This window comes from Amycolatopsis azurea DSM 43854 (assembly GCF_001995215.1).
GTDB classification, from domain to species: Bacteria; Actinomycetota; Actinomycetes; order Mycobacteriales; family Pseudonocardiaceae; genus Amycolatopsis; species Amycolatopsis azurea.
The window spans coordinates 170607-193131 of the sequence record NZ_MUXN01000023.1 but is presented as its reverse complement, the minus strand read 5'-3'; the positions used below and the strand labels follow the sequence as shown (position 1 = coordinate 193131).

The following is a 22525-nucleotide window of genomic DNA, read 5'->3' as shown; positions in this document are numbered from 1 at the left end:
AACTTCGAGGAGAAGACGATGAGGATCGGGACCGCGATCAGCTACGCCGGTGGGTTCGCCGAGAGCGTGGCGGACATCGTCGAGCTGGAGAAGGCCGGCCTCGACATCGTCTTCGTCCCGGAGGCCTACTCGTTCGACGCGGTCAGCCAGCTCGGCTACGTCGCGGCGAAGACCGAGCGCGTCCAGATCGCCTCGGGCATCTTCCAGATCTACACGCGGACGCCGACGCTGACCGCGATGACCGCCGCCGGGCTCGACTTCGTCTCCGACGGCCGGTTCACCCTCGGCATCGGCGCGTCCGGCCCGCAGGTCATCGAGGGTTTCCACGGCGTGAAGTACGACGCGCCGCTCGGCCGCACCCGCGAGATCATCGACATCTGCCGTCAGGTGTGGCGGCGGGAGAAGGTCGTGCACTCCGGCACGCACTACACGATCCCGCTGCCGCCCGAGCAGGGCACGGGACTCGGCAAGCCGCTGAAGCTGATCAACCACCCGGTGCGCACGCGGATCCCGATCCTGCTGGCCTCGATCGGTCCGAAGAACGTCGCGCTCACCGCCGAACTCGCCGAGGGCTGGGAGCCGATCTTCTTCCACCCCGAGAAGGCCGCCGACGTCTGGGGCGCGTCGCTGGCCGAGGGCAAGGCGAAGCGTGACCCGGAGCTGGGCGAGCTGGACACCTTCGTCGGCACCGCGCTGGCCATCGGTGACGACGTCGACGGGATGCTGGACCACCTGCGCGGCATGCTGGCGCTCTACATCGGCGGCATGGGCGCGCGCGGCAAGAACTTCTACAACAGTCTCGCCCAGCGGTACGGCTACGAAGCCGAAGCCAAGCTCATCCAGGACCTGTACCTGGACGGCAAGAAGGACGAGGCCGCCGCGGCGGTGCCGAAGGAGCTGATCAGGGCGATCTCGCTGATCGGTCCCGAGGGCTACGTCAAGGAGCGGCTGGCCGCCTTCCGTGAGGCCGGCGCGACCACGTTGGTGGTCAACCCGCTGCTGCCCGGTCGCGAAGCCCGCGTCGCGCAGGTTTCGAAGTTGCGCGAACTCGTTGGTTAGCCACGCGAAGGAGTCGAACCTCACCTGTATCGATACGGTATACTTGACCTGCGCCGGTGTAGCCCCATCGTGGTCAAAAAACGTCCTCCCGGTGGAAAGGGAACGTAAACCACGCCTGAACGGCCGGAAAATCCGCCATTATCAGGAGTGAAAGCGAGACCTCGGGGGAATACGTTCGCGACGAAGGTGAGGTGCCTCGCGTGCGCAAGCAGATCGGCGAGCCGTCCGCCGCGGTCCTGGACGTCGGGTCGTTCAGCGCGCGGCTGGTGGTTCTGGCCAAGGGTGGTTCGCCGCTCGATCCCGTGCTGAGCCACCAGACGCGGCTGCGGCTCGACCGGGAACTCGACGATGACGGAAACCTGACCAGGCGCGGCATCGACGCGGTATCCTCCGCCGTCGAGGCGGGGATGACCATGGCCGCCAAGCACGGTGTCGAGGACGTGTACCCGCTCGCCACGTCTTCGATCCGCGACGCGGCCAACGTGAAGCAGGTCGTCTGCGACGTCGCGAAGGCCACCGGGGTCAAACTGCGGTTCCTCACCGGCCGCCGCGAGGCCGAACTGGCCTACGTCGGCGCGCGCCGGTGGTACGGCGCTTCGGCCGGTGGGTTGCTGGTGCTCGACATCGGCGGCGGTACCGTCGAACTCGCCGCGGGAGAGGCCGAGGAGGCCGGGTTCGCGCATTCGCTCCCGCTCGGTGCCCGCTCGCTGACGCGGGACTGGTTCGCCACCGAATGCCCGTCGCCCAAGGTCGTGCGGGCGATGCGGGAGCACGTGCTCGACGAGGTCCGCGACGCGATGCAGGAAGTCCTGCCGCAGATCCGCGATCACCGCGCCGTCGGCTGCTCCAAGGTGCTGCGGCAACTCGCCCGGCTCGCCGGGGACAGGCCGTCCCGCTCCCGGGAACTGCACCTCGACGACCTCCGCGCGTGGATCCCGCGGCTGGCGAAACTGCCGGCGAAACGCCGCGCCGAACTGCCCGGCATCTCGCGACAGCGCTCGCATCAGGCGCTCGCGGGCGCGATCGTCGCCGAGGCGCTGCTGACGCTTTCCGGTGGCCAGGTCGCCATCTGCCCGTGGTCCACCAGGGACGGTCTGCTGCTCGGGATGCTCGACGGACTGGTCACGCTGGACGGCAAACCGGCGAAAGCGGCCTGAAGGCTGGCATATCCGGCCGCGAACGGGTACCCCGGACATATGAGGGAAAGCAAGAAGAGCTTCGGGCAGGACGACGAGGAAGACCTCGACGACCTCCGCGGGATCCAGCCGAAGACCGACGTGCCGAGCGCGCCCAACCGGGACACCGGCCCGCACGGCACCCAGGAGGTCGACGACGTCCCGGGTGGCGGCGAAGTACCGATCGAACCTCCGGACTGAGCGCCTTCACCTGCCCTTCGGTCGTCGCCGGGCCGGAGCGCGGCCCTCGGGCTGCACCGGGGCCGGGCCCGGGTCCAGCGCCGGGATCGGCAGCCGCACCGGCTCGGAGTTCACCGTGAAGGTCTCACCGTGGTGCGCCAGTTCCAGCGGCTCCCCGGTGATCACGTGATACGTCGCGCCCTCACGATCGATCTCTACCTGGAACCGGGTGCCGCGGAAGGTCAGCCGGAACGCGATCCGCCGCAGCCGCGGCGGCAGGCGCGGCGCGAAGGTCAGCCGTCCGCCGTGGTCGCGCAGCCCGCCGAACCCGGCGACGGTGCCCTGCCAAGCGCCCGCCAGTGAGGCCAGGTGCAGGCCGTTGCGGACGTTGTTGTGCACGTCGTGCAGGTCGGTGAGCGCCGCCTCGGCGAGGTAGTCGTAAGCCAGGTCGAGATGTCCGACCTCCGCCGCCACCACGGCCTGCGTTCCCGCCGAGAGGGAGGAATCCCTTACTGTGCGCGCCTCGTAGTAGGCGAAGTCGCGTGCCTTTTCCTCCGGGGTGAAGGAATCCCCGCACAGGTGCAGCGCGAGCACCAGATCCGCCTGCTTGACCACCTGCTTGCGGTACAGGTCGAAGTACGGGAAGTTCAGCAGCAGCGGGTAGAAATCGGCGTCCGTGGCCTCGAAATCCCACTCGTCATGCTCCAGGAACCCTTCGGACTGCGGGTGGACGCCGAGATCCTCGTCGTAAGGCACGAACATCGCTTCGGCTGCTTTGCGCCACTGCGCGACCTCGTCCTGGGTGACCTCGAAAGCGGTCGCCACGTCCTCGTGCGCACCGCAGATTTCGGCGGCGTAGAACAGGTTCCGGCGCGCCATGAGGTTCGTGTAGACGTTGTTGTCCGCCACCGCGGAGTACTCGTCCGGGCCGGTGACACCGTCGATCCGGAACCGGCCTCGCCGGTCGAAATGCCCCAGTGACAACCACATCCGCGCGGTTTCGAGGAGCAGTTCCGCGCCACAGGTCCGCATGAAGTCGTCGTCGCCGGTGGCGTTGAGATAACGCACGACGGCGTCGGAGATGTCCGCGCTGACGTGGAACGCCGCCGTGCCCGCCGGCCAGTACGCCGAACATTCCGCGCCGTTGATGGACCGCCAGGGGAACGCGGCGCCGCGCAAACCGAGCTGCGCCGCCCTTTCCCGCGCTTTGTCCAAAGTGGAGTGACGCCAGCGCAGCGCGTCCCTGGCGGCGTCCGGCATGCTGTACGTGAGCACGGGCAGCACGAAGGTCTCGGTGTCCCAGAACGCGTGCCCGTCGTAACCGGGGCCGGTCAACCCCTTGCCCGCCAAGGCCCTCGTCTCGCCGCGGGCCCCGGCCTGCAGCAGATGGAAGAGCGCGAACCGCACCGCCTGCTGGAGTTCCGGATCGCCGTCGATCTCGATGTCCGAGGTCGCCCAGAAGTCGTCGAGGAACTCCTTCTGCTCGGCGAGCAGGCCCTTCCAACCGGTCTGCCGGGCTCCGGCCAGCGCGGCCTCGACCTGGGCGCGCACGGCGGGCACCGAACGCTGCGCGGACCAGCCGTAGGCGAGGAACTTGGTGATGCGCAGCCGTCCGCCCTTGGGCACGTCCACGGCGATCGTGAGCCGTGCCAGATCCTCTTCGGCTTCGATATGCGTGCGGACGCCGTCGGAGACGTCGATCTTGTGGTCCATCGCGGCGGCCATCCGCAGCCCGGACTTGCGAGTCTGGTGCATCAGCACGGCGTGGTACTCCTCGGCGTGCTGGTACTCCGCGACCAGCGGCGACTCCAGCGCCGCCGCGACCCGCGGATCACGCGTGTCGGACTCGACCGGTTCGTTCGCCAGCAGATCCGACTGCACGACCAGCTGGAGTTCGTCGTCGAGCGGTTCGACCTCGTACCGGATCGCGGCGACGGCCCGCTGGGTGAAGGAGACCAGGCGTTCGGTCTTCACCCGGACCCGGCGCCCGGTCGGCGACGACCACACGGTGTCGCGCGCGAGGGTGCCCTTCCGGAAGTCGAGGACGCGGTCGTGCTCGGTCGCCTGCCCGTACCGCATGTCGAGCGGCTCGTCCTCGACCAGCAGCCTGATGATCTTGCCGTCGGTCACGTTGACGACGGTCTGCCCCTCTTCCGGGTAGCCGTACCCGGTCTCCGCGTAGGGAAGGTCGTGTTGCTCGTAGAAACCGTTGAGATAGGTGCCCGGCAGGCCGCGGGGCTCGGCCTCCTCCAGCGTGCCGCGCAGGCCGATGTGCCCGTTGGACACCGCGAACGCCGATTCGGTGCGCTGCAACGCGTCGACGTCCATACCGTGCCAGCGCAGCTCCCAGGGCGAGACCTCGTAGCCGCGGAGAAACGATTCGGTCACTTGCGGTCCTCCAGTAGTTCGGCGAGGTCGTCCACCACGACATCGGCACCGTGCGAGAGCAGCTCTCCCGCCTGGTGCGCGCGGTTCACCCCGACCACGTAACCGAATCCGCCGTCCTTCCCGGCCTGAACGCCCGCGAGCGCGTCCTCGAAGACGGCCGCGTTCTCCGGTGCGACACCGAACGCCTCGGCGCCGGCGAGGAACGAGTCGGGGGCGGGCTTGCCGCGCAACCCCTTCTCGGAGATCACGATGCCGTCGATCCGCGCTTCGACGTACTTGGTCAGGTCGGCGGCGTCGAGGACCTTCGCGCCGTTGGCCGAGGACGTGACGACGCCGATGCGCAGTCCGGCCGCCTTCGCCGCCTCCAGGTACCGCACGGATCCCGGGTACGGGGTGACACCCTCGTCGTCGATGATCTTCAGTACCAGCTGGTTCTTGCGGTTCCCGACCCCGTTGACGGTGGCGGCGTCGACGCCGTCGTCCGGCTTTCCTTCCGGCAGCTCGATCCCGCGCGAGGTGAGGAAGGCGCGGACGCCGTCCGCCCTGGGCCTTCCATCGACGTAGGACGCGTAGTCGGTGTCGGTGAACGGAGAGAACGTGTCACCGTCGCGGGTGCGCAGGAAGTCGTCGAACGTGCGTTTCCACGCTGCCCGGTGCTGGGCGGCGGTTCCGGTCAGCACGCCGTCGAGGTCGAAGAGGCAGGCCGTGATGGTGCCGGGCAGACCGATCATGCCTCCGAACGCTACCCCGGCTCGCCGGTGCCCGCGCGGGTCACGAGTGCGACGTGCCGCGCGGCCCGCTCCAGCGGATCGGGTGACCGGCGGATCCTGCTGACCAGCAGGGCGCCTTCGAGGTTGTTCACGATGGCCGTCGCGAGGTCTTCGGCGTTCCCGGCGCCGTGGCCGGTGAGTAGTTCCACCAGCAGCACGTGCCAGGCGGCGAAGGCGTCCTGGCACGCCTTGGTGATCGCGGGCGAGGCGTGCGCCATCTCCAACGTGATCGTGGCGAGCGGACAGCCGCCGCGGTAGTCGTCGGCGGCCAGCGCCTCGCCCGCTTTGCGGTACCACCAGCTCACGGCGTCCTCGACGGTCTCGTTGCGCTCGAAGGCGCGGCGGACCGTCTTCGCCACGACGGCGGTGCCGAGTTCGATCGCGGCGACCGCCAGCTGTTCCTTGCCGCCGGGGAAGTGGTGGTACGCCGACCCCCACGGCGTCCCGGCCTGTTCGACCAGCCGTCGCCACGAGGTCGCCTGGTAGCCCTCGCGGCGGAAGAGCGTCATCGCGGTTTCGATCATGCGCTCGCGGGTGGTGGTGTCGGACACGTGCTGCAGCGTAGTCCTTGACTAGGACGACTGTCTTAGGAAAGTCTAGGACGATCGTCTTAGGAGGCAGGTATGACCGTCGACGCCACCGCGGAGACCCGGCAGAAGACCGTGACCTGGCAGGATCCGCTGCCCACCGCCCGGCTCGGCCGCGAGCTGTCCGGGCTCGACTACCTGACCGGGATCGCGGAGGGGCGGATCCCGCCGGCGCCGATCTCGGCGCATTTCGGCATGCGCTGGGTGAGCGTGGCCGAGGGCGACGTCGTGCTGGCCGCGACGCCGGACGAGTCGCTGTACAACCCGATCGGGACCGTGCACGGCGGCGTCGCGGCGACCCTGCTGGATTCGGCGGTGGCGTGCGCGGTGCACTCGACCCTCCCTGCCGGGGTCGGGTACACCTCGGTCGAGCTGAAGGTGAACTACCTGCGCGCCATTTCCGGTTCGGTGGGAGAGATCCGCGCGCACGGCTGGGTCGTGAAGGCCGGTTCGCGCGTCGCGTTCGCCGAGGGCGACATCCGCGACGCGGAGGGCAAGGTGCTCGCGACCGCGTCGAGCACCTGCCTGATCATCAAGCCCTAGAACATTTCCGCGCCGGGCGGCACCGGCTGCTTGACGTCCCAGTGCTCCACGATGAGCCCGTCCGCCACGCGGACGATGTCGACGACGGCCGCGCCGAGTTCCTCACCCGGCCGGACGACGTGCAGGTGCACGACGACGTGCTCGTCGTCGGCGATCACGCGTTTGACGGCGACATCCGCGCCCGCCATCGGCGAATTCCGCATCGCTTCGACGAAAGCCTCACGGCCGGAGGGGAAACCCGGGCTGTGGGTGACGAAATCCGGGTGCACGTTCGCGCTCGCGGCGTCGAAATCCTTGTGTACGAACATGTTCTCGAAGCAATCGAGGACGATCTTCTTGGCTGTGGTCATACGCTCATCGTTCCGCGCGGGCCCGGCGCCGTCGATTACCGCGGAGGTAATACCCTGCGGCCGCGGATCGCTTCCGCGTCCCCGTAGCGACTGAGAATCCCTGCCAGTAGGGCTTTCGCGTCCGCGACGCGTTCTTCACCGAATTCGACGGCGAGTTCCTTTTCCAGTGCGGCACGGTGCTTCCGCGCCGCCGCGACCGCGTTCTCCGCCTGGTCCGTCAGGTGCAGCAGCCGGGTCCGCGCGTCGGCCGGATCGGGTCCGCGCCGCAGCAGGCCCCGGCGTTCCAGCTCGGCGACGGCCTTCGACGCCGCCTGCTGGGTCACGCCCATCCGTTCGGCGAGCGCGGAGATCGACAACGGCCCCGCGAGCACGTGCTGGAACACGACGCCGTCGTTGAACCGCGGTTCGCCGTGTCCGTCGGCGGCCAGCCGCCGCTGGACCTCGCCGCCCATCGCCCAGCCCGCGAACAGCGAAACGAGTGACAGGTCGAGATTCGACGGCGTAGGATCCACAACCATGGTTGTGGAGTCTGGCACGGCTCCGCCGGAACTGCTGGCGGAATTCGTCCGCGTCGCCCACCGCGTGGTCTGGTGCACGCTCGCGACGGTCGACAGACAGGGCAGGCCGAGGTCGCGGGTGGTGCATCCGATCTGGGAGGAGCGGGACGGCGAACTGATCGGGCACCTGTTCACCCGGCCGACACCGCTGAAGAAGGCGCACCTGGCGCGCACGCCGTTCGTCTCCTGCTCGTACTGGGACCCGGCGCACGAGGTCGCCGTCGCCGAATGCGGCGCCGTCTACGCCGACGACGAGGAAACGCGACGGCACCTGTGGCGCCTGGCGTCGGAAACGCCGGAACCGCTGGGGTTCGACCCGAAGATCATGGGCGGGGACGATCCGCTGGACCCCGGCATCACCGTGCTGAGGCTGACGCCGTGGCGGATCGGCACGGGCGGCAAGGCGTGGCGGCGCGGTGGTTAGGCGGCGCCCACCTTCCGTTCGAAGACCAGGCCCTCGGCGGCGCGCAGCCCGACGCTGATCGCGCCGGTCAGGACGCCGTCGTCGCCGAGTTCGCCCTGGACGACCGAAGGGACGAGCGGGGTGAACGAACGCAGGGCGCGGTCGATCGGGTCGAGCAGCAGATCGGCCGCGGTGCCGATGCCGCCGCCGAGCACGATCAGTTCCGGGTCGATCACCGCCGCCACCGACGCCACGGTGTAGGCGAGCCTGTCCGCCTCGGCTTCGACGGCGCGCAGGGCAAGTTCGTCGCCGTCGCGGGCCAGCCGGAAGACCTCGCGGGCCGATTTCGCCGTGCCGAGGCCGAGTTCGCGCGCCCCGCGGACGACGGACTGCGCCGCGGTCGCCTCTTCGAGGTGACCGCGGACCGGCGGCGCGTCTTCGCCCTCGCCCGCCGCGTGCGATTGGCCGTAGGGCAGGTAGCCGATCTCGCCCGCCGCGCCCGTCGCGCCGCGGAACACCTGGCCGTTGACCATCACGCCCATGCCGACACCGGTGCCGATGGTGATGAAGCCGAACACGGACGCGCCGCGCGCGGCACCGCGTTCCCATTCGCCGACGGCGGTGAGGTTCGCGTCGTTCTCGACCATCAGATCCGGGCCGAGGACGCCTTCGAGTTCGTCGAGCAGCCCGGCCTTGCCCCAGCCGGGCAGGTTCGGCGCGTGCCGGAAGCAGCGCTTGTCCGGATCCGCGACTCCGGGCGAGCCGAGGACGCGCACGACGATGTCGGCCTGGCTCAGCCCCGCCTCGCGGACCGTCGCCGCCGCGAGGGCGCCCACGGCGCTGACGAGAGCGGTGCCCGAACGCGACGTGTTCCGCTCGTCACGGCGGGCGACCACGGTGTGGCCGAGATCCGAGACGGCGACGCGGAGGTGCTCGCGTCCGATGTCGACACCCAGGACATATCCGGCCGTGGGATCCGCTTCGTACAGGACGGCGGACCGGCCGGTGCCGGTCGACGTGTGCCCGGTCGCCCTGGCCAGCCCGGCCGCTTCGAGAGCCAGTAACGCTTGGCTCACCGTGGGTTTCGAAAGACCGGTGTCCTTGGCGACTTGCGGCCGCGTGGCAGGGCCGGTGCGGCGCAGGAGGTCCAGCACGGCGCGCTGATTGATCTTCCGCATCCCGGCGGGGGTGCCGACGGGCGGACTTTCTGCGCCAACCACGAGCTTCGCCTCCTGTCGAACAAGGTGTTCCACCAAAGTTAGCCGGGTCCGACCCGAAAAGGGCAAGAAGGTTTACATTCGATGGTTCCCGGTGACAGTAAACGTGTCCGGGTCGCAAATCGCGCAGGGCGCGCGCGAAATCCGGTGATTCACCCGGTGTCCGCGCGGGTGCTCCCAGTGACCGGTAATGGTCTAGACCAGCATGATCAGGCGACGTGACGGCTCGCCGGACGCCGGAATCCCCCGTGCTGGCGAGGCCGTTCGGGGGCCTCGTCCGTTTCGTGGCCTGATTCCGCGGGGTACCCCTCCGAGTCGCCTGCCGTCGTCGCCGGGCTGGGGCGGTTGCGCAGGCGGTGCTGGCGGTTCACCACGAACAGCAACAGGAGCCCGGCGACGACCAGACCGTGGGTGAGCACACGCCCGGCGGTGACCTGTCCCGTGACGAGGTCGCCCGCGGACAGGGCCAGGAGCAGCGCGACGAAACCGGTCAGCGCCGGCAGCTGCCCGGCCGCCGCCTTCGTGCGGACGGCCGCCCAGCCGAGCCCGACGCCGACGGCGAGGTTCCACGCGCTGCTCTCGTGGGAAAGGTGCCCGATCAGGGATTCGGAGCCGTGACCGGCGGCGTGGTCCTCGATGCCCAGCAACTGGGCGAAGGCGAGGCCGAGCTGCGCGATCGCGACCACGGCGAGGGCGATCCTGGCCGTCCAGCCTTCACTCGGCGGGGCGGGGGTGCGTTCCAGGATGACGGCGGTGAGGTCCGGGACCGGGGGAGCCGGGCGCAGCAGCATCGTCCGGTGCAGCCGCTCGGCGCCGGCGAGCCACGACCGGCAGGCGGCGCAGCCGGCCACGTGCCGGTCGACCACCTCGGGCGGGACGGGTTCGGTTTCGCCGTCGAGCCGGGCCGACAGGGCTTCACGGCAAGTCACGCACTTCACGTCTCACTTGTCGGGCGCGGGCCTGCCCTGGTTCCCGGGACGCTGCTACGTTTCTCGTATGGCCGGGCCGCGCAACCACGACGACGAGCGGGTGACCGAGCTCGCTCTCGCCGCCGCCCGCGGCGACCGGCGGGCGCTCGAGGACTGGGTGCGGGCCACCCAGGCCGACGTCTGGCGTTTCGTCGCGCACCTCGCCGACGTCGCCGCCGCCGACGATCTCACTCAGGAGACGTACCTGCGCGCGTTCGGCAGCCTGCGCCGGTTCGCCGGCCGGTCCTCCTCGCGGACCTGGCTCCTGTCGATCGCGCGCCGCGTGGTCGTCGACCGCATCCGGGCGGCTTCGGCCCGTCCGAAGCTCGCCGACGTCGACTGGGAGGCCACCGCCGAGCGTCGCGGTGCCCGTCAGGCGGAGGGTGTCGCGGGCTTCGAAGACCTCGTGGAGCTGCGGATGCTGCTCGACGGTCTCGACCCGGAACGGCGCGAGGTCCTCGTCCTCACCCAAGTACTGGGCCTTTCCTACGCCGAGGCCGCCGAGATCTGCGGCTGCCCGGTCGGCACCGTGCGCTCGCGTATCGCGCGAGCCCGCGAAGACCTGCTCGAAGCAGGCCGCGAGCGCGACTCCATCTAGGCCACGCTGTGGCGCGTCACACATTTGGGGCTCTTCGCTGTCACCTCGTCACACAGATGAGCTGACACGACTACTCCGCGTTGACTAGGCCAAATGCCGATGCCTAGCGTGTCGCCATCCAACCCCAGGCCGCGCGAGGGTCCCCGCCTTCACCGCGCGCTCTCGAAGGGATCTTCCCGATGGCCAGCCCCACCACTGGAACCGAAGAGCAGGACCCCGGAGGCCTCGGCCGTCGCCGGTTCCTGAGCTTCCTCGTCGCCGCGCCCACCCTCACGATCGCCACGAAGATCGGTCTCGACACCGTCGCGCCCGAAGAGGCCGAAGCCGTCATCCCGACCCTGCCCGGACCGGCCGAGATCCTCGACCTCGGCGACGTCCTGATCCTGTCGAACGCCCCGACCGCCGGTCTGCTCGTACTCGAAGTCCGCGAAGACGGCCGCGTGCGGCTGGAACTGCCGCGGACCGAGGTGGGCCAGGGCATCACCACCGCGAACGCGATGCTGGTCGCCGAAGAACTGGACCTGCCGCTCGACCGCGTCGACGTCGTGCTCTCCGACGCCCGCCCGGAACTGCTGTTCAACCAGCTGACCGGCGGCTCCAACACGATGCGCTCGCTCTACACCCCGGTGCGGACCGCGGCCGCCGCCGCCCGCGCGCGGCTGGTCGCGACCGCCGCGCGGCAGTGGGGAGCCCAGGCCGACCGGCTGTCCACAAGGGACGGCGCGGTGATCGCGCCCGACGGCCGCCGCATGGACTACGGCGCGCTGTCCAGGCCCGCCGCCCGCGCCGACCTGGGCAAGCTCACCGTGACCCCGAAGGCGGAATCCGCGCACAAGCTGGTCGGCACGCCGCAGTCGCGCAAGGACGCCCGCGCGATGGTCACCGGGCAGTTGAAGTACACCCTCGATCTGGACATCCCCGGCGCGAAGCCGGCCATGGTCCGCCGCCCGCCCACGATCAACGGCACGGTGAAGAAGGTCAACAACGAGGCCGCCGTCCGCGCGATGCCGGGCATCCTCGACATCGCCGTCATCAAGACCGGGGTCGCGGTGCTGGCCGAGACCTTCGGGCAGGCGCTCGACGGCAAGAACGCCCTCGACGTCACCTGGAACACGGGCACCGTGGACGGCGAGAACAACGCGACGATCAAGAAGAAGCTCCAGGCCGCGGCGCTGCCGTTCGTCGTGCCGCCACTGCTGACCCAGTACGTGGACGGCGAGTTCGACTTCGCCTTCGCCAGCCACGCGCCGCTGGAGACCAACTCCGCGGTCGCCGACGTGCGCGAGGACAGCGCGACCATCTGGTCGGGCATGAAGGTCCCGATCCTCGCGAAGCAGAACATCGCGCGGGAACTCGGGCTGCCGGAGAACAAGGTCACCGTGCACGTCCAGCAGGCGGGCGGGTCGTTCGGCCGCCGCCTGTTCTCCGACGGCGCGATCGAAGCCGCGCGGATCTCGAAGGCGATGAAGCGGCCGGTGCGGCTGATGTGGAGCCGCATCGACGACATGCGCCACGGCCGCGCCCGCGCCGCCAGCCACCACAAGATCCGCGCCACCTTCGCGCTCGGCCAGGTGCTCACCTTCGAGCACCGCGTCGCCAGTGTGGAGACCGACTGGAGCCACGGGCTCGGCGAGGTCCTGACCGCCTTCGCCGCCGAACTCCCGGTCGGCGGCAACCTGAGCTTCGCGCAGACGGTGTTCCTGCTGACGGTGAAGTCGCCGTACAACTTCGGGGTCACCACGCAGTTGCTCAACGAGGTCCCGGTGGACTTCCACACCGGCGCCTGGCGGTCGGTGTACTCGTCGAGCACGCGCGGCGCGGAAGAGATCATGGTCGACGAGATCGCCGCGAAGCTCGGGAAGGACCCGGTGGCGTTCCGGCGCGAGTTCATCAAGAACGACCGGCAGCGCGCCGTGCTGGACAAGGTCGCCGAACTCGGCGAGTGGGGCAAGAAGATGCCCAAGGGCTTCGCGCAGGGTGTCGCGGTGCACGGCGAATACAAGTCCTACACCGCCTGCCTGGTCGAAATGGACGCCCGTGACCCGAAGAACCCGCGCGTCACCAAGGCGACCATCGCCGTCGACGTCGGCAAGCCGATCAACCCGCGCGGGATCGAGGCGCAGATGCTCGGCGGCCTGACCGACGGCATCTCCACGACGCTGACCGCCGGGCTGCACATCGACAAGGGGCTCCCGCTGGAGGGCAGCTACTCGCAGTTCCACTACGCGCGGCAGAAGAACTCGCCGATGGACGTCAAGGTGCACGTGATGCCGGAGACGGGCGAGATCGGCGGCGCCGGGGAACTCGGCGTACCCGCGCCGGTCGGCGCGATCGGGAACGCCTACGCGCGGGCCACCGGGATCAAACCGCGCAGCTTCCCGATCAACTTCCCGATCGACTTCGACCCGTTCCCCCGCTGACTTTCCTTCCCCGCCAAGGAGTTCCGATGCCCAATTACACCTTCACGGTGAACGGGAAGACCGTCACCGTCGACGCGCCCGCCGATCTGCCCATGCTGTGGGCGCTGCGGGACAAGCTCGGCGTCCGCGGCCCGAAGTACGGCTGCGGGATCAACGTCTGCAAGGCCTGCACCAGCCATCTCGACGGCGAGGCGTTCAACCCGTGCGTGACGCCGGTGTCCGACTGCTCGGGCAAGGACGTCACCACCATCGAAGGCCTCGCCGACGGCGAGGACCTGCACCCGGTCCAGGAGGCCTGGCTGGAGCAGGACGTCGCGCAGTGCGGCTACTGTCAGCCGGGGCAGATCATGGCCGCCGTCGCGTTGCTGAAGAAGACGAAGAACCCGACGGACGCCGAGATCGACGCGATCCAGAACGTCTGCCGTTGCGGCACCTATTTCCGGATCCGCGAAGCCATCAAGAGCGCCGCCGCGAAGATGTGAAAACCCGCTGGTGCGGCGAAAATTCCGAGGCTTTCGCCGCACCGGCGGAGTTGCCCGGCTTCGACAGGCCACTTCCGGGCAAGTCGTGTTAGATGACGTCCCCAGGGGCTCGACGAGGTGTCCCTGCCCCGGAGGGCGTCCATGCACTATCGAACCGTGCTCCGCGAAGGCTCGGCCGTCATCGTCGCCGAGCTGGCCGTCGAGGTCGAAAAACAGCTGCCCGGGATGATCGAGACCACCGTCGAGCAGATCCGCGCCGAAATGCCGGTGTACCACGACGCGCAGTTCGTCACCCTCGCCGAACTGCGGACATCGGTGCGGAACAACCTCGAGTACGTCATGCGCACCCTGCGCGGCACCGAGGAACCCGACCTCGCGCAGGCGCGGGCGACCGGGCGCGCACGCGCGCTGCAGGGCGCGCCGCTGCCGGAACTCCTGCGGGCGTACCGGATCGGGCTCACCGAGGTGTGGAACCGGTTCGTCGAACTGACCTCCGCGGGCGAGCAGCAGGACCTGCGCGGCCTCGTCGCCGCGACGTCGGCGATCTGGGCGCTGATCGACGACTACGCCGAAGCGCTTACGACGACCTACCGCGACACCACCGCCGAAGTCATGCTGGCGCACCAAAGCAGGCGCTCCGCGTTGATCGAGGCGCTGTTCGCCGGCGGCGCGGCCACCGAAGGCACGCTGTGGGACATCGCCCGGGTGCTGGAACTCTCGCTCGACGGGACCTACGTCGTCGTCGCGGCGGAGACCCCGCGCGTCGGGCACGAACCGTTGCCCCAGATCGAAAACCGGCTCCGCGACCGGCATCTCGCGTCCGCGTGGCGGCTCACCCCCGACCTCCAGGTCGGGGTCGTGTCCATGCGGGACCCGTCGGCGTCCCCGGTGATCATCGAGCTGCTGCGGGAGAACCAGACCGGCCGGATCGGTGTGAGCCCGGTCTTCACCGGTCTCGGGAACACTTCCCGCGCCCTGCACCTCGCGCGGGTCGCGCTCTCCAGCATGATGCCGGGCACGAAGGGAATGGTGCAGTTCAACGAATCGCCGCTCGCCGGGCTCGTCGCCAGCGCGCCCGAGGCGTCGGTCCAGCTCGCGCACCACGTGCTGCGGCCGATCCTGGAGATGCACGGCGACGACCGGAACGTGCTGCTGCTGACGTTGCGGGCGTGGTTCGAATGCCAGGGCTCCACGAAACTGACGTCCGAGCGGATGTTCTGTCACCCCAACACGATCCGGCACCGGCTGAAGCGGATCTCCGAGGAACTGGGCCGTTCGCTGACCGACCCGGCCGACATCGCCGAACTCGGCGCCGCCCTGCGCGCGCTCCACATGTTCCCGGACACCTCGCATCTGCCTTCACCGAGGTCAAGCTGACGGACGAGCACCTGCGGCTGCTGGGGAACCGAACAGTTCGCGGGTGCGCGCCTGCTCTTCGGGTGTTCCCACCGGCATCAGGAGCAGTTCCGTCGCACCGGCGTCCTCGAGTTCGCGGACCCGCGCCCGGACGAACTCCTCGTCGCCCGCGATCACCGTACCGCCGGGACCGTCGACCCGGTCCCGGCTGAAGACCGCCTGATACGCCGGGATGTTCGCGGCCATGCCGTAGTTCTCGGCGACCCAGCTCCGCGGTCCGTCGGGATCGCCGGTGACGGAGATCAGCTGCCCGCTGACGATCCGCGGTGCCGGGCGCCCGGCCCCGGACGCGGCCTTGGACAGCGTCGGGACGATGTACTCCGCCAGCGAACGCGCGCCTGCCCAGGTGGACACCACACCGTCGGCATGGGCCCCGCTGACCTTCAGTGACAGCGGGCTCAACGCGCCGACGACGACCGAAGGCGGCTCGGCGCCGGGTGCCTCGATGGTGCCCACGGCGGTCAGGGTCTCGCCGTGCACATCGGCATTTTCGTGGTGCAGCAACGGGTTCAGCGCCTGGAGGTATTCACGCAGGTGCCGGATCGGCCGGTCGAAGGAATAACCGTACTGGTCTTCGATGATCGGCCGGTGGCTCAGCCCGACACCGAGGGAGACCGGCGCGCCCGTGGCGGCTTGCAGGGTCAAAGCCTGTGCCGCCAAGGAAATCGGGTGCCGGGGGTAAGTGGGGATCACCGAGGTGCCCAGCGCGGGACCCGGTGCGGCCAAGCCGAGCGCGGTCAACGCGGTGAGCGCGTCCCAGCCGCCGCGTTGCGCGAGCCAGATCGCGTCGTAGCCCAGCCTGGCCGCCTCTTTCGCTTGCGTGACGACTTCGTGGAAGGGGACACCGATTTCGTCGAGGAGGATTCCGGTCCGCATGCGCGGCTCCCGTCAGTAGGCGCGCCGGAGGTTGGCGCGGTCGATTTCCGCGGTCGCGCGGAAGAGGGCGATGGCGCCCGGTGCCGCCGCGCGCACCCGCGCGGCGGGGGGAGTGGCCGTCGGCTGGAAGGCGCGGGCGACGGTGTCGGCCAGTAGTTCGGCCGCGGCCTCGGGATCCGCCGCCGCCGGGGCGAGCAGGAACCCGTGCAGGACGGCTTGATACGCCGTCGCCAGGTCTTCGATCTTCAGGTCGGTGCGGATCAGGCCGTGCTCGGCCTGCAGCCTCAGGTAGTCCAGGAACGCCTCGTGGTGCCGGGGATCCTGGTTTTCGTGGAGCTTCGCGGCGAGCTTGCCCAGTACGCCGGAGTCGGCGAGGTACGGCGCGTGGAGCAGCGGCCTGCGCACGACGTTGAGGAACTGGGTGCGGGTCATCCGATGCAGCAGGGTGAGGTCCGGATCGTCTTCGATCGCCTGTGCCAGATCCTCGATGGACCGGGCGGCCTCGCGCAGCATCACCGCGAGGAACAGCTGTTCGCGGGTTTTCCAGTGCAGGTACAGGGTTCCCTTGCCGACGCCGGCGTGTTCGGCGACGTCCTCCACGGTCACCCGCCGGTAGCCGTGCCGCAGGAGCAGGTCGGCGGCGGCGTCGAGGATGCGTTCGGCGCGTTCCCGCCGGTCTTCGGTCACCGCGCTAGTTTATGACTGATTTTGAAATCTGGTCAAGTGTTGGACGGCGGAGCCGGGTCATGGCGACCACGCCCATCAGCGGCCCGACGGCCAGCGCGGGCGCCGCGGCCCGCCAGCCGACGGCGTCGGCGAGCACCGGCAGGCCCTGGATGGTCAGCGCGCTGAGCAGGAACCCGATCGCGGTCTGCGCGGTGAGCGCGGTGCCGACATAGCGGGGATCCGCGGCTTCGCTCAACGCGGCGGAGAACTGGCCGGAGTCGGCGATCGCGGCGACACCCCAGACGAACAGCAACGTGCCGAGCACCGCGGGATGGGCACCGAAGACGGACGCCGAGACCAGGCAGCAGGCTCCGCTGACGGCCAGTGCCGCGAGCGCGACGTCGATCCGTCCGAACCGGTCCGACAGCGCGCCACCGAGCAGGCAGCCGATCGCCCCGCCGACGCCGATGACGGTGAACGCGAACAGGCTCACCGTGCCCGGTGCGGCCTTCGAAGCCGCGGCGGCGTACGCCGGGATCCAGGTCCAGAACGCGTAAAGCTCCCACATGTGGCCGAAATAGCCGAACGCGATCAGTCGCTGGCGCCGGTCACGCGCCATCGTGATCAGGTACCGCGGCTCCCACGGCGGCGAACGCCGGGCGGCCGGGCCGGCGCGGACGAAAAGGACGGCGAGCGCCGCCGCGCCGAGGGCCAGCACGGCGGCGACGTCGAGTACCGTCCGCCAGTCCGGCAGGTTCCCGGCCAGCAGATGGGGTGACGCCGAACCGAGGGCGAGTGCGGCCAGCAGCACGCCGAGCGCGAGTCCGCGGCTGTCCGGAAACCACGACACGACGATCTTCATACCGACCGGATAGACCCCGGCCAGTGCCATCCCGGTACCGAACCGCAGCAGCACCGCGATCCAGAACTGGTTGCCACACAAGGGAAAGAGCCATGTCAGGACGGCGCCAGACGCGGCGCTCGCGGCCAGCAGCCGCTCGGGCCGGAGCCGGTCCGCGAGGTTGGCGACGGCCGACGCCAGCGCGCCCGCGGCGAAACCGACCTGCACCGACGCGGTGAGCAACACGGTGTCCTGCGTGGACAGCGTCCATTCGGCGCGCAGGGCCGGGACGATGCTCGACGCGGAGAACCACAGCCCCATGGCGAGGATCTGCGCGGCGGAGATGAGCGCCAGCTGGCGCGGTGCGGAGCTGGACACGTCCGCAGGTATCGCACCCGCGAGCGGGTCCGCTCAAGGCATCCCGGTGGTGATCACCCGAACGTGTTGCCGGGCTTGACGGCCTCCACAAGCACTCGCCGGGAATGCGCGACGAACATCCCGTCGGTTTCGATCAACCGATGGAGTTCCGCGAGCTTGTCGCGGTACTTGTCCACTTCGAACCCCGGCACGATCCAGATCACCTTCCGGAGGAAGTGGACGACCGCGGCGAGGTCGAAGAACTCCATCCGCAGTTTCGCCGGTTCGAGCCGGTCCACCCGCAGCCCGACGGCCTCCGCTTCGACGCGCAGCACGTCGGGCGTCCAGTCGCCGTAGTCCTGCGGGCCGAGGAAGAACTCCTTCAGTTCGCGGACGGTGCCGGCGCCGATCTGTTGCGACAGGAAGGTGCCGCCCGGTCGCAGCACCCGGGCGATCTCCCGCCACGGGTTCTCGACTGGATGGCGGCTGCTCACCAGGTCGAAGGACTCGTCGGGGAAGGGGATCGGCGCGTCGTCCGTCGCCTCCACGACCTGCCCGCCGAGGGGCGCGAGATTCTTCCGCGCGACCTCGACGTTCGGCGGCCAGCCCTCGGTGGCGGCGAGGACCGGCGGCGGTTCCGGGATGCCCGCGAGCACCTCGCCGCCGCCGGTCTGCAGGTCGAGTCCCGCCGAAGCCGCCGCCATCCGTTCGCCGAGCAGCCGCGAGTAGCCCCACGGCGGCCGTTCCTCCGTGGCCCGGCCTTCGAACCACGAGAAATCCCAGCCTTCGACCGGGACGGCCGCTCCTTCGGCGAGCTGATCTTCGAACGTCATGTCCGCAGTCTCGGTCCCGCCCGCCGGTGGGGCAACGCGTTTTCGCGACGTGCACCCTATCCGGCGTCGGTGGACCGCTTCCACAGGTTGATGTCGGCCTCGGTGGCGTAGCGGTCGATCTCGGCCAGCTCCTCGTGCGTGAAGTGCAGGTTCTTCAGCGCGCCGACGTTGTCCTCCAGCTGGGCGACGCTGCTCGCGCCGATCAGCACCGACGTCATCCGCGGGTCGCGCAGGCCCCACGCCAGTGCGAGCTGCGCCAGCGTCTGGCCACGCCGCTGGGCGATCTCGTTCAGCGCCCGGATCTTGCCGAGGGTGCTCTCGGTGATCGTGTCCGGGTTGAGCGACTTCCCTTGCGCCGCACGGGAATTGTCCGGGACGCCGTCGAGGTAGCGGCTGGTCAGCAGGCCCTGGGCCAGCGGTGAGAAGGCGATGCAGCCCGCGCCTTCGGCTTCGAGCGTGTCGAGCAGCTTGTCGCCTTCGAGCCAGCGGTTGAACATCGAGTACGACGGCTGGTGGATCAGCAGCGGCGTGCCCAGTTCCCGCAGCAGCCGCGCGGCCTCGGCGGTCTTCTCCGACGAGTACGACGAGATGCCGACGTACAGCGCGCGTCCGGAGCGGACGGCGGTGTCGAGCGCGCCGACGGTCTCTTCGAGCGGCGTCTCGGGGTCGAAGCGGTGCGAGTAGAAGATGTCGACGTAGTCCAGGCCCATCCGGCCGAGCGACTGGTCCAAAGAGGACAGCAGGTACTTGCGCGAACCCCATTCGCCGTACGGGCCGGGCCACATGTCGTAGCCCGCCTTGGTCGAGACGACCAGCTCGTCGCGGTACGGCTTGAAGTCCGAGGCCAGCAGCCTGCCGAAGTTCTCCTCGGCCGAGCCGTAGGGCGGGCCGTAGTTGTTGGCGAGGTCGAAATGGGTGATGCCCAGGTCGAACGCGCGCCGTGCGATGTCCCGCTGGGTGCCCAAGGGCTTGTCGTTCCCGAAGTTGTGCCACAGGCCCAGCGAGATCGCGGGCAGCTTCAGGCCGCTGCGCCCGGTGCGGCGGTAGGGGATGCTCTCGTATCGGCCCTCGGCCGCGACATAGGTGCTCACGGGCCCGATGCTAGCCGCAGGAAGCGCGCCGCCGAGTGTGACATCTCGCCTCCCGCCGTCTCGGTCGCGTATTCCCGGCCGGGCACGGCTAACGGAAGCCCGCTAGTTCGAAGGTATTCGAACTAGTCGGGCAATACCGGAATGGGTGGGTGGTCGGACCGGTGAAAGGGGCTATCCTGCCAAGGTAACGGAACGAACTGGGGGTTCCATTAATGCTGCGCATATACTTTTCCACGGATGATCTGCTCAGGATCCGGCTATTGGCCGAACCACATCGGATGTGGGAGGTCCTGCTGAGCCTTCATCTGGTCCAGACCGATCAGGACCAGCCGGTTTTCGGTGGTTGGCGGCGGAGGCTGCGGCCTCGGCTGCCGTCGAGCACCGGGCTGCTCACCGTGCTCGCGAGACCCACGGGCTACTCGCCGGACTTCCTCACGCCGTCCGGTGACATCCCCGATCTGGAGACCGGGATCGACCTGCTCCTCGGTACCACGAGGACGAAGCTGAAGACCGACATCGCCGAACTCGCCCGGCACCGGGTGCTCCCGGCGTGGGTGGGCGAGATCGCCGACGGCGAGGTGGAGTCGCTGAGACGGCTGGCCGGCGCCTTGCGCGCGTACCATCGCGAGGCCATCGAGCCGTTCTGGCCGGGTATCCGTCACCACGTCGAGCTGGACCGGCGGAGCAGGGCGGATGTCGTCGCCTCCGTCGGTTTCGAGGCCGTTCTCGCCGGGCTGCATCCCGCCGTCCGATGGCGTTCACCGGTGCTCGAGGTCGACTATCCCGTCGAACAGGATCTCCACCTCGACGGCCGTGGTCTCGTCCTGGTGCCGTCGTTCTTCTGCTGGGGCGGTCCCATCACGACGCTCTCCGTCGACTCCGCCACACCCATGCTCGTCTACCCCGTCGAACGCTCGCCGGGCTGGGCGGCGAACACGGACGAGGAGGCGGTGCGCGCCCGCTCGCTGACCGCCCTGCTCGGCCGGACCAGGGCCACCGTGCTGCGGACGATCGCCGATCTGCCGCAGGTCAACACCACCGATCTCGCCAACGCCCTCGGCATCTCCCTCGCCGGTGCCAGCCAGCACACGACCGTGCTGCGCAACGCCGGCTTGGTGCAGACGGCGCGGACGAACGGCGCGGCGGTGCACCGGATCTCGCGAAGAGGGTCCGCATTGCTCCGGCCGTGATCGCGGTTTCAGGCAGTGGTGAAAGGGCTTGTCACCCGCGAGCCGAATTCATAAGTTTTGAGAGGTCCGACCGCAACCGGCGGAAATGCCGACCCCCTTCCCGGAAGAGCGGAATAGTCCCCGCGCGCTCATTGGGGAAAGGGTCTTTCCGGAATTGCTCGGACTCGGGAAAACCAATCTGGAGGGAACAGCCATGTTGAAGCAGATCGCCACCAGGGCCGCCGTCGCCGCGTCGGTCGCCGCCTCGGCGGGTGCGCTGATGTTCGGCGCCGCCACGACCGCGTCCGCCGCTGAGGCCACTCCCCAGGGCGACCTGGGAACCATGGCCGTGTGCGGCTACTACGAGCAGGGCCTGATCAGCTACTACAACCACTGCGGCTCGACCAACGTCTCGATCCACGTGACCTACAACGTCGGCAGCGACGAGGACCTCTGCGTCACGCCGGGTATCACCAAGCTCGGCTACAACGCCGACAACGCGTGGTACACCGGTCTCTGCTGACCTGACGCCCGCCAGGGGCTGACCGGACACGACTGAGTCGAACACGAGTGGCGGTGAAGGGTGCTCACCCTTCACCGCCACTTTCGTTTCCATCGCCGGACGCTCGGGAGAAGAGGGTGGCGACGGCGCCGAGATGATCTTTGAACGCGGAAGGGCTCTCGACCTCGAAGGGCGCGCCGATGGCGGCGAGGATCAGCACGGGCCAGTCGAAGGTGTCGACGTTCATCGTCAGGCGGCAGGACGTCTCGTCGATCGCTTCGAGCATGCCGCCGAGGTACCGCACCGCCGCCTTGACCTGTGCTTTCGGCGCGTCGACCCGGACGACCAGCGTGTGTGTGGTCGGCCTGGCCTTGATCTGGGCCTCGACGAACTTGACCGCGTCCCCGCCGGGGATCTCGCGCGGCCGGTAGCGGGCGCCGGTGGTGCGCGGGTCGCTGAGCCGGTCGACGCGGAACGTGCGCCAGTCCACCCTGTCGAGATCCCACGCCACCAGGTACCAGCGCCGTCCGAGTGAGACGAGCCGATGCGGCTCGACCAGCCGCGCGGACTCCTCGCCACCGCGTGCCGCGTAGTCGAACTTCAGGCGCTCGTCGTCCCGGCAGGCCTGCGCGATCACCGTCAGGCTGGCGGCGTTGACCCGGGGACCCGTGACGGCGGCGGGTGTCGTGTACGCCTGGAGCGCGTCGACGCGTCTGCGCAGCCGGGGCGGCATCACCTGGACGACCTTCGTCAGCGCCCGCACGGACGTCTCCTCGATGCCTTCCACCGAACCGCTCGCCGCCGTCCGCAGGCCGACCGCGATCGCCACGGCCTCCTCGTCGTCCAGCAGCAGCGGCGGCATGACCGTGCCCGACCGCAGCTGGTAGCCGCCCGCGACGCCGCGGCTCGCGTTGACCGGATAGCCCAGCTCGCGCAGCCGCTCGACGTCGCGCCGCAGCGTCCGTTCGCTCACTTCGAGCTTGTCGCTCAGTTCGATCCCGGTCCAGAAGCGGTGTGTCTGCAGAAGGGACAGCAATCGCAGCATCCGCGCGCTCGTGTTCGCCATGGATCCAGGTT

24 protein-coding genes are annotated in these 22525 nt (G+C 69.5%); 11 read left to right on the top strand and 13 right to left on the bottom strand.

Annotated features, from left to right (window positions below; translation table 11 throughout):
- The first annotated feature begins 18 nt into the window (after window positions 1–18).
- The 3 genes from B0293_RS29350 to B0293_RS29340 all read left to right on the top strand — a co-directional run bounded on the left by B0293_RS29350 (window position 19) and on the right by B0293_RS29340 (window position 2435).
- Window positions 19–1059, top strand: a complete 1041-nt coding sequence (locus B0293_RS29350) for an LLM class F420-dependent oxidoreductase (RefSeq protein ID WP_005155144.1) — start codon at window positions 19–21, stop codon at window positions 1057–1059.
- 200 nt (window positions 1060–1259) lie between these two features.
- Window positions 1260–2216: a Ppx/GppA phosphatase family protein gene (locus B0293_RS29345; protein ID WP_005155141.1), complete on the top strand. Its 957-nt coding sequence runs from the start codon at window positions 1260–1262 to the stop codon at window positions 2214–2216.
- A gap of 39 nt (window positions 2217–2255) precedes the next feature.
- Complete coding sequence (locus B0293_RS29340; RefSeq protein WP_005155130.1) at window positions 2256–2435, top strand: hypothetical protein; 180 nt, start codon at window positions 2256–2258, stop codon at window positions 2433–2435.
- Window positions 2436–2441: 6 nt separating this feature from the next.
- Here B0293_RS29340 and B0293_RS29335 read toward each other — a convergent pair whose 3' ends face one another.
- From B0293_RS29335 to B0293_RS29325, 3 genes are read right to left on the bottom strand one after another with little or no spacing between them, the layout of a single operon-like run.
- A complete protein-coding gene (locus B0293_RS29335) occupies window positions 2442–4742 on the bottom strand; it encodes a glycoside hydrolase family 65 protein (RefSeq protein ID WP_085939634.1) in 2301 nt (766 codons plus the stop codon).
- Between the two features lie 56 nt (window positions 4743–4798).
- Window positions 4799–5533, bottom strand: coding sequence for an HAD family hydrolase (locus tag B0293_RS29330; protein WP_005155127.1), 735 nt, complete (start codon window positions 5531–5533; stop codon window positions 4799–4801).
- An 11-nt stretch (window positions 5534–5544) separates the two neighbouring features.
- Window positions 5545–6123 (bottom strand): TetR/AcrR family transcriptional regulator, encoded by a 579-nt coding sequence (locus tag B0293_RS29325; protein ID WP_005155126.1) that lies wholly within the window; start codon window positions 6121–6123, stop codon window positions 5545–5547.
- Between the two features lie 72 nt (window positions 6124–6195).
- On the opposite strand from B0293_RS29325, the gene B0293_RS29320 reads away from it, so the two are divergent.
- Window positions 6196–6702, top strand: coding sequence for a PaaI family thioesterase (locus B0293_RS29320; RefSeq protein ID WP_005155123.1), 507 nt, complete (start codon window positions 6196–6198; stop codon window positions 6700–6702).
- Here the strand turns inward: B0293_RS29320 and B0293_RS29315 are convergent.
- Both B0293_RS29315 and B0293_RS29310 read right to left on the bottom strand, forming a co-directional pair.
- Window positions 6699–7052, bottom strand: a complete 354-nt coding sequence (locus B0293_RS29315) for a nuclear transport factor 2 family protein (RefSeq protein ID WP_005155120.1) — start codon at window positions 7050–7052, stop codon at window positions 6699–6701. The two genes, B0293_RS29320 and B0293_RS29315, sit on opposite strands and share 4 nt — an antisense overlap.
- Before the next feature lie 35 nt (window positions 7053–7087).
- Complete coding sequence (locus B0293_RS29310; RefSeq protein ID WP_005155118.1) at window positions 7088–7570, bottom strand: MarR family winged helix-turn-helix transcriptional regulator; 483 nt, start codon at window positions 7568–7570, stop codon at window positions 7088–7090.
- On the opposite strand from B0293_RS29310, the gene B0293_RS29305 reads away from it, so the two are divergent.
- A complete protein-coding gene (locus tag B0293_RS29305) occupies window positions 7569–8033 on the top strand; it encodes a pyridoxamine 5'-phosphate oxidase family protein (protein WP_005155116.1) in 465 nt (154 codons plus the stop codon). The genes B0293_RS29310 and B0293_RS29305 overlap by 2 nt on opposite strands.
- Here the strand turns inward: B0293_RS29305 and B0293_RS29300 are convergent.
- Window positions 8030–9232 carry an ROK family protein gene (locus tag B0293_RS29300; protein ID WP_005155115.1) on the bottom strand — a complete coding sequence of 401 codons (1203 nt, stop codon included), beginning with the start codon at window positions 9230–9232 and terminating at the stop codon, window positions 8030–8032. The two genes, B0293_RS29305 and B0293_RS29300, sit on opposite strands and share 4 nt — an antisense overlap.
- Before the next feature lie 206 nt (window positions 9233–9438).
- Window positions 9439–10167, bottom strand: a complete 729-nt coding sequence (locus B0293_RS29295; RefSeq protein WP_039916921.1) for a zf-HC2 domain-containing protein — start codon at window positions 10165–10167, stop codon at window positions 9439–9441.
- A gap of 58 nt (window positions 10168–10225) precedes the next feature.
- On the opposite strand from B0293_RS29295, the gene sigC reads away from it, so the two are divergent.
- The 4 genes from sigC to B0293_RS29275 all read left to right on the top strand — a co-directional run bounded on the left by sigC (window position 10226) and on the right by B0293_RS29275 (window position 15074).
- Window positions 10226–10795 (top strand): RNA polymerase sigma factor SigC, encoded by a 570-nt coding sequence (gene sigC / locus B0293_RS29290; protein ID WP_005155108.1) that lies wholly within the window; start codon window positions 10226–10228, stop codon window positions 10793–10795.
- Between the two features lie 179 nt (window positions 10796–10974).
- Window positions 10975–13215 carry a xanthine dehydrogenase family protein molybdopterin-binding subunit gene (locus tag B0293_RS29285; protein ID WP_005155106.1) on the top strand — a complete coding sequence of 747 codons (2241 nt, stop codon included), beginning with the start codon at window positions 10975–10977 and terminating at the stop codon, window positions 13213–13215.
- A 26-nt stretch (window positions 13216–13241) separates the two neighbouring features.
- Window positions 13242–13697, top strand: coding sequence for a (2Fe-2S)-binding protein (locus B0293_RS29280; protein ID WP_005155104.1), 456 nt, complete (start codon window positions 13242–13244; stop codon window positions 13695–13697).
- Window positions 13698–13838: 141 nt separating this feature from the next.
- The gene (locus tag B0293_RS29275; RefSeq protein ID WP_005155098.1) at window positions 13839–15074 is read left to right on the top strand and encodes a PucR family transcriptional regulator; all 1236 of its coding nucleotides are present in this window, start codon (window positions 13839–13841) and stop codon (window positions 15072–15074) included.
- Here the strand turns inward: B0293_RS29275 and B0293_RS29270 are convergent.
- The 5 genes from B0293_RS29270 to mgrA are packed head-to-tail and all read right to left on the bottom strand — an operon-like array spanning window position 15066 to window position 19777.
- Window positions 15066–15989, bottom strand: coding sequence for a TIGR03564 family F420-dependent LLM class oxidoreductase (locus B0293_RS29270; RefSeq protein ID WP_005155097.1), 924 nt, complete (start codon window positions 15987–15989; stop codon window positions 15066–15068). The two genes, B0293_RS29275 and B0293_RS29270, sit on opposite strands and share 9 nt — an antisense overlap.
- A gap of 12 nt (window positions 15990–16001) precedes the next feature.
- A complete protein-coding gene (locus B0293_RS29265) occupies window positions 16002–16676 on the bottom strand; it encodes a TetR/AcrR family transcriptional regulator (RefSeq protein WP_005155096.1) in 675 nt (224 codons plus the stop codon).
- 4 nt (window positions 16677–16680) lie between these two features.
- On the bottom strand, window positions 16681–17874 hold the full coding sequence (locus B0293_RS29260) for an MFS transporter (RefSeq protein WP_005155095.1): 1194 nt from the start codon (window positions 17872–17874) through the stop codon (window positions 16681–16683).
- A 53-nt stretch (window positions 17875–17927) separates the two neighbouring features.
- Window positions 17928–18686 carry a class I SAM-dependent methyltransferase gene (locus B0293_RS29255; protein ID WP_005155094.1) on the bottom strand — a complete coding sequence of 253 codons (759 nt, stop codon included), beginning with the start codon at window positions 18684–18686 and terminating at the stop codon, window positions 17928–17930.
- Between the two features lie 56 nt (window positions 18687–18742).
- Window positions 18743–19777: an L-glyceraldehyde 3-phosphate reductase gene (gene mgrA, locus B0293_RS29250; RefSeq protein ID WP_005155093.1), complete on the bottom strand. Its 1035-nt coding sequence runs from the start codon at window positions 19775–19777 to the stop codon at window positions 18743–18745.
- Window positions 19778–20037: 260 nt separating this feature from the next.
- On the opposite strand from mgrA, the gene B0293_RS29245 reads away from it, so the two are divergent.
- On the top strand, window positions 20038–20967 hold the full coding sequence (locus B0293_RS29245; RefSeq protein ID WP_005155092.1) for an ArsR/SmtB family transcription factor: 930 nt from the start codon (window positions 20038–20040) through the stop codon (window positions 20965–20967).
- Between the two features lie 193 nt (window positions 20968–21160).
- The gene (locus B0293_RS29240) at window positions 21161–21469 is read left to right on the top strand and encodes a DUF6355 family natural product biosynthesis protein (protein ID WP_005155091.1); all 309 of its coding nucleotides are present in this window, start codon (window positions 21161–21163) and stop codon (window positions 21467–21469) included.
- 64 nt (window positions 21470–21533) lie between these two features.
- Here the strand turns inward: B0293_RS29240 and B0293_RS29235 are convergent, their stop codons facing one another.
- Complete coding sequence (locus B0293_RS29235; protein ID WP_005155090.1) at window positions 21534–22514, bottom strand: helix-turn-helix transcriptional regulator; 981 nt, start codon at window positions 22512–22514, stop codon at window positions 21534–21536.
- Window positions 22515–22525: the final 11 nt, after the last annotated feature.

Excerpts from the sequence above, each read along its gene's own strand:
- B0293_RS29270 (WP_005155097.1), bottom strand. The coding sequence starts at position 15,989 with ATGCGGACCGGAATCCTCCTCGACGAAATCGGTGTCCCCTTCCACGAA.
- B0293_RS29305 (WP_005155116.1), top strand. The coding sequence starts at position 7,569 with ATGGTTGTGGAGTCTGGCACGGCTCCGCCGGAACTGCTGGCGGAATTC.
- B0293_RS29315 (WP_005155120.1), bottom strand. The coding sequence starts at position 7,052 with ATGACCACAGCCAAGAAGATCGTCCTCGATTGCTTCGAGAACATGTTC.
- B0293_RS29350 (WP_005155144.1), top strand. The coding sequence starts at position 19 with ATGAGGATCGGGACCGCGATCAGCTACGCCGGTGGGTTCGCCGAGAGC.
- B0293_RS29255 (WP_005155094.1), bottom strand. The coding sequence starts at position 18,686 with ATGACGTTCGAAGATCAGCTCGCCGAAGGAGCGGCCGTCCCGGTCGAA.
- B0293_RS29340 (WP_005155130.1), top strand. The coding sequence starts at position 2,256 with ATGAGGGAAAGCAAGAAGAGCTTCGGGCAGGACGACGAGGAAGACCTC.
- B0293_RS29240 (WP_005155091.1), top strand. The coding sequence starts at position 21,161 with ATGTTGAAGCAGATCGCCACCAGGGCCGCCGTCGCCGCGTCGGTCGCC.
- B0293_RS29275 (WP_005155098.1), top strand. The coding sequence starts at position 13,839 with ATGCACTATCGAACCGTGCTCCGCGAAGGCTCGGCCGTCATCGTCGCC.
- B0293_RS29280 (WP_005155104.1), top strand. The coding sequence starts at position 13,242 with ATGCCCAATTACACCTTCACGGTGAACGGGAAGACCGTCACCGTCGAC.
- B0293_RS29330 (WP_005155127.1), bottom strand. The coding sequence starts at position 5,533 with ATGATCGGTCTGCCCGGCACCATCACGGCCTGCCTCTTCGACCTCGAC.
- B0293_RS29320 (WP_005155123.1), top strand. The coding sequence starts at position 6,196 with ATGACCGTCGACGCCACCGCGGAGACCCGGCAGAAGACCGTGACCTGG.
- B0293_RS29235 (WP_005155090.1), bottom strand. The coding sequence starts at position 22,514 with ATGGCGAACACGAGCGCGCGGATGCTGCGATTGCTGTCCCTTCTGCAG.
- B0293_RS29285 (WP_005155106.1), top strand. The coding sequence starts at position 10,975 with ATGGCCAGCCCCACCACTGGAACCGAAGAGCAGGACCCCGGAGGCCTC.
- sigC (WP_005155108.1), top strand. The coding sequence starts at position 10,226 with ATGGCCGGGCCGCGCAACCACGACGACGAGCGGGTGACCGAGCTCGCT.
- B0293_RS29310 (WP_005155118.1), bottom strand. The coding sequence starts at position 7,570 with ATGGTTGTGGATCCTACGCCGTCGAATCTCGACCTGTCACTCGTTTCG.
- B0293_RS29335 (WP_085939634.1), bottom strand. The coding sequence starts at position 4,742 with ATGGACGTCGACGCGTTGCAGCGCACCGAATCGGCGTTCGCGGTGTCC.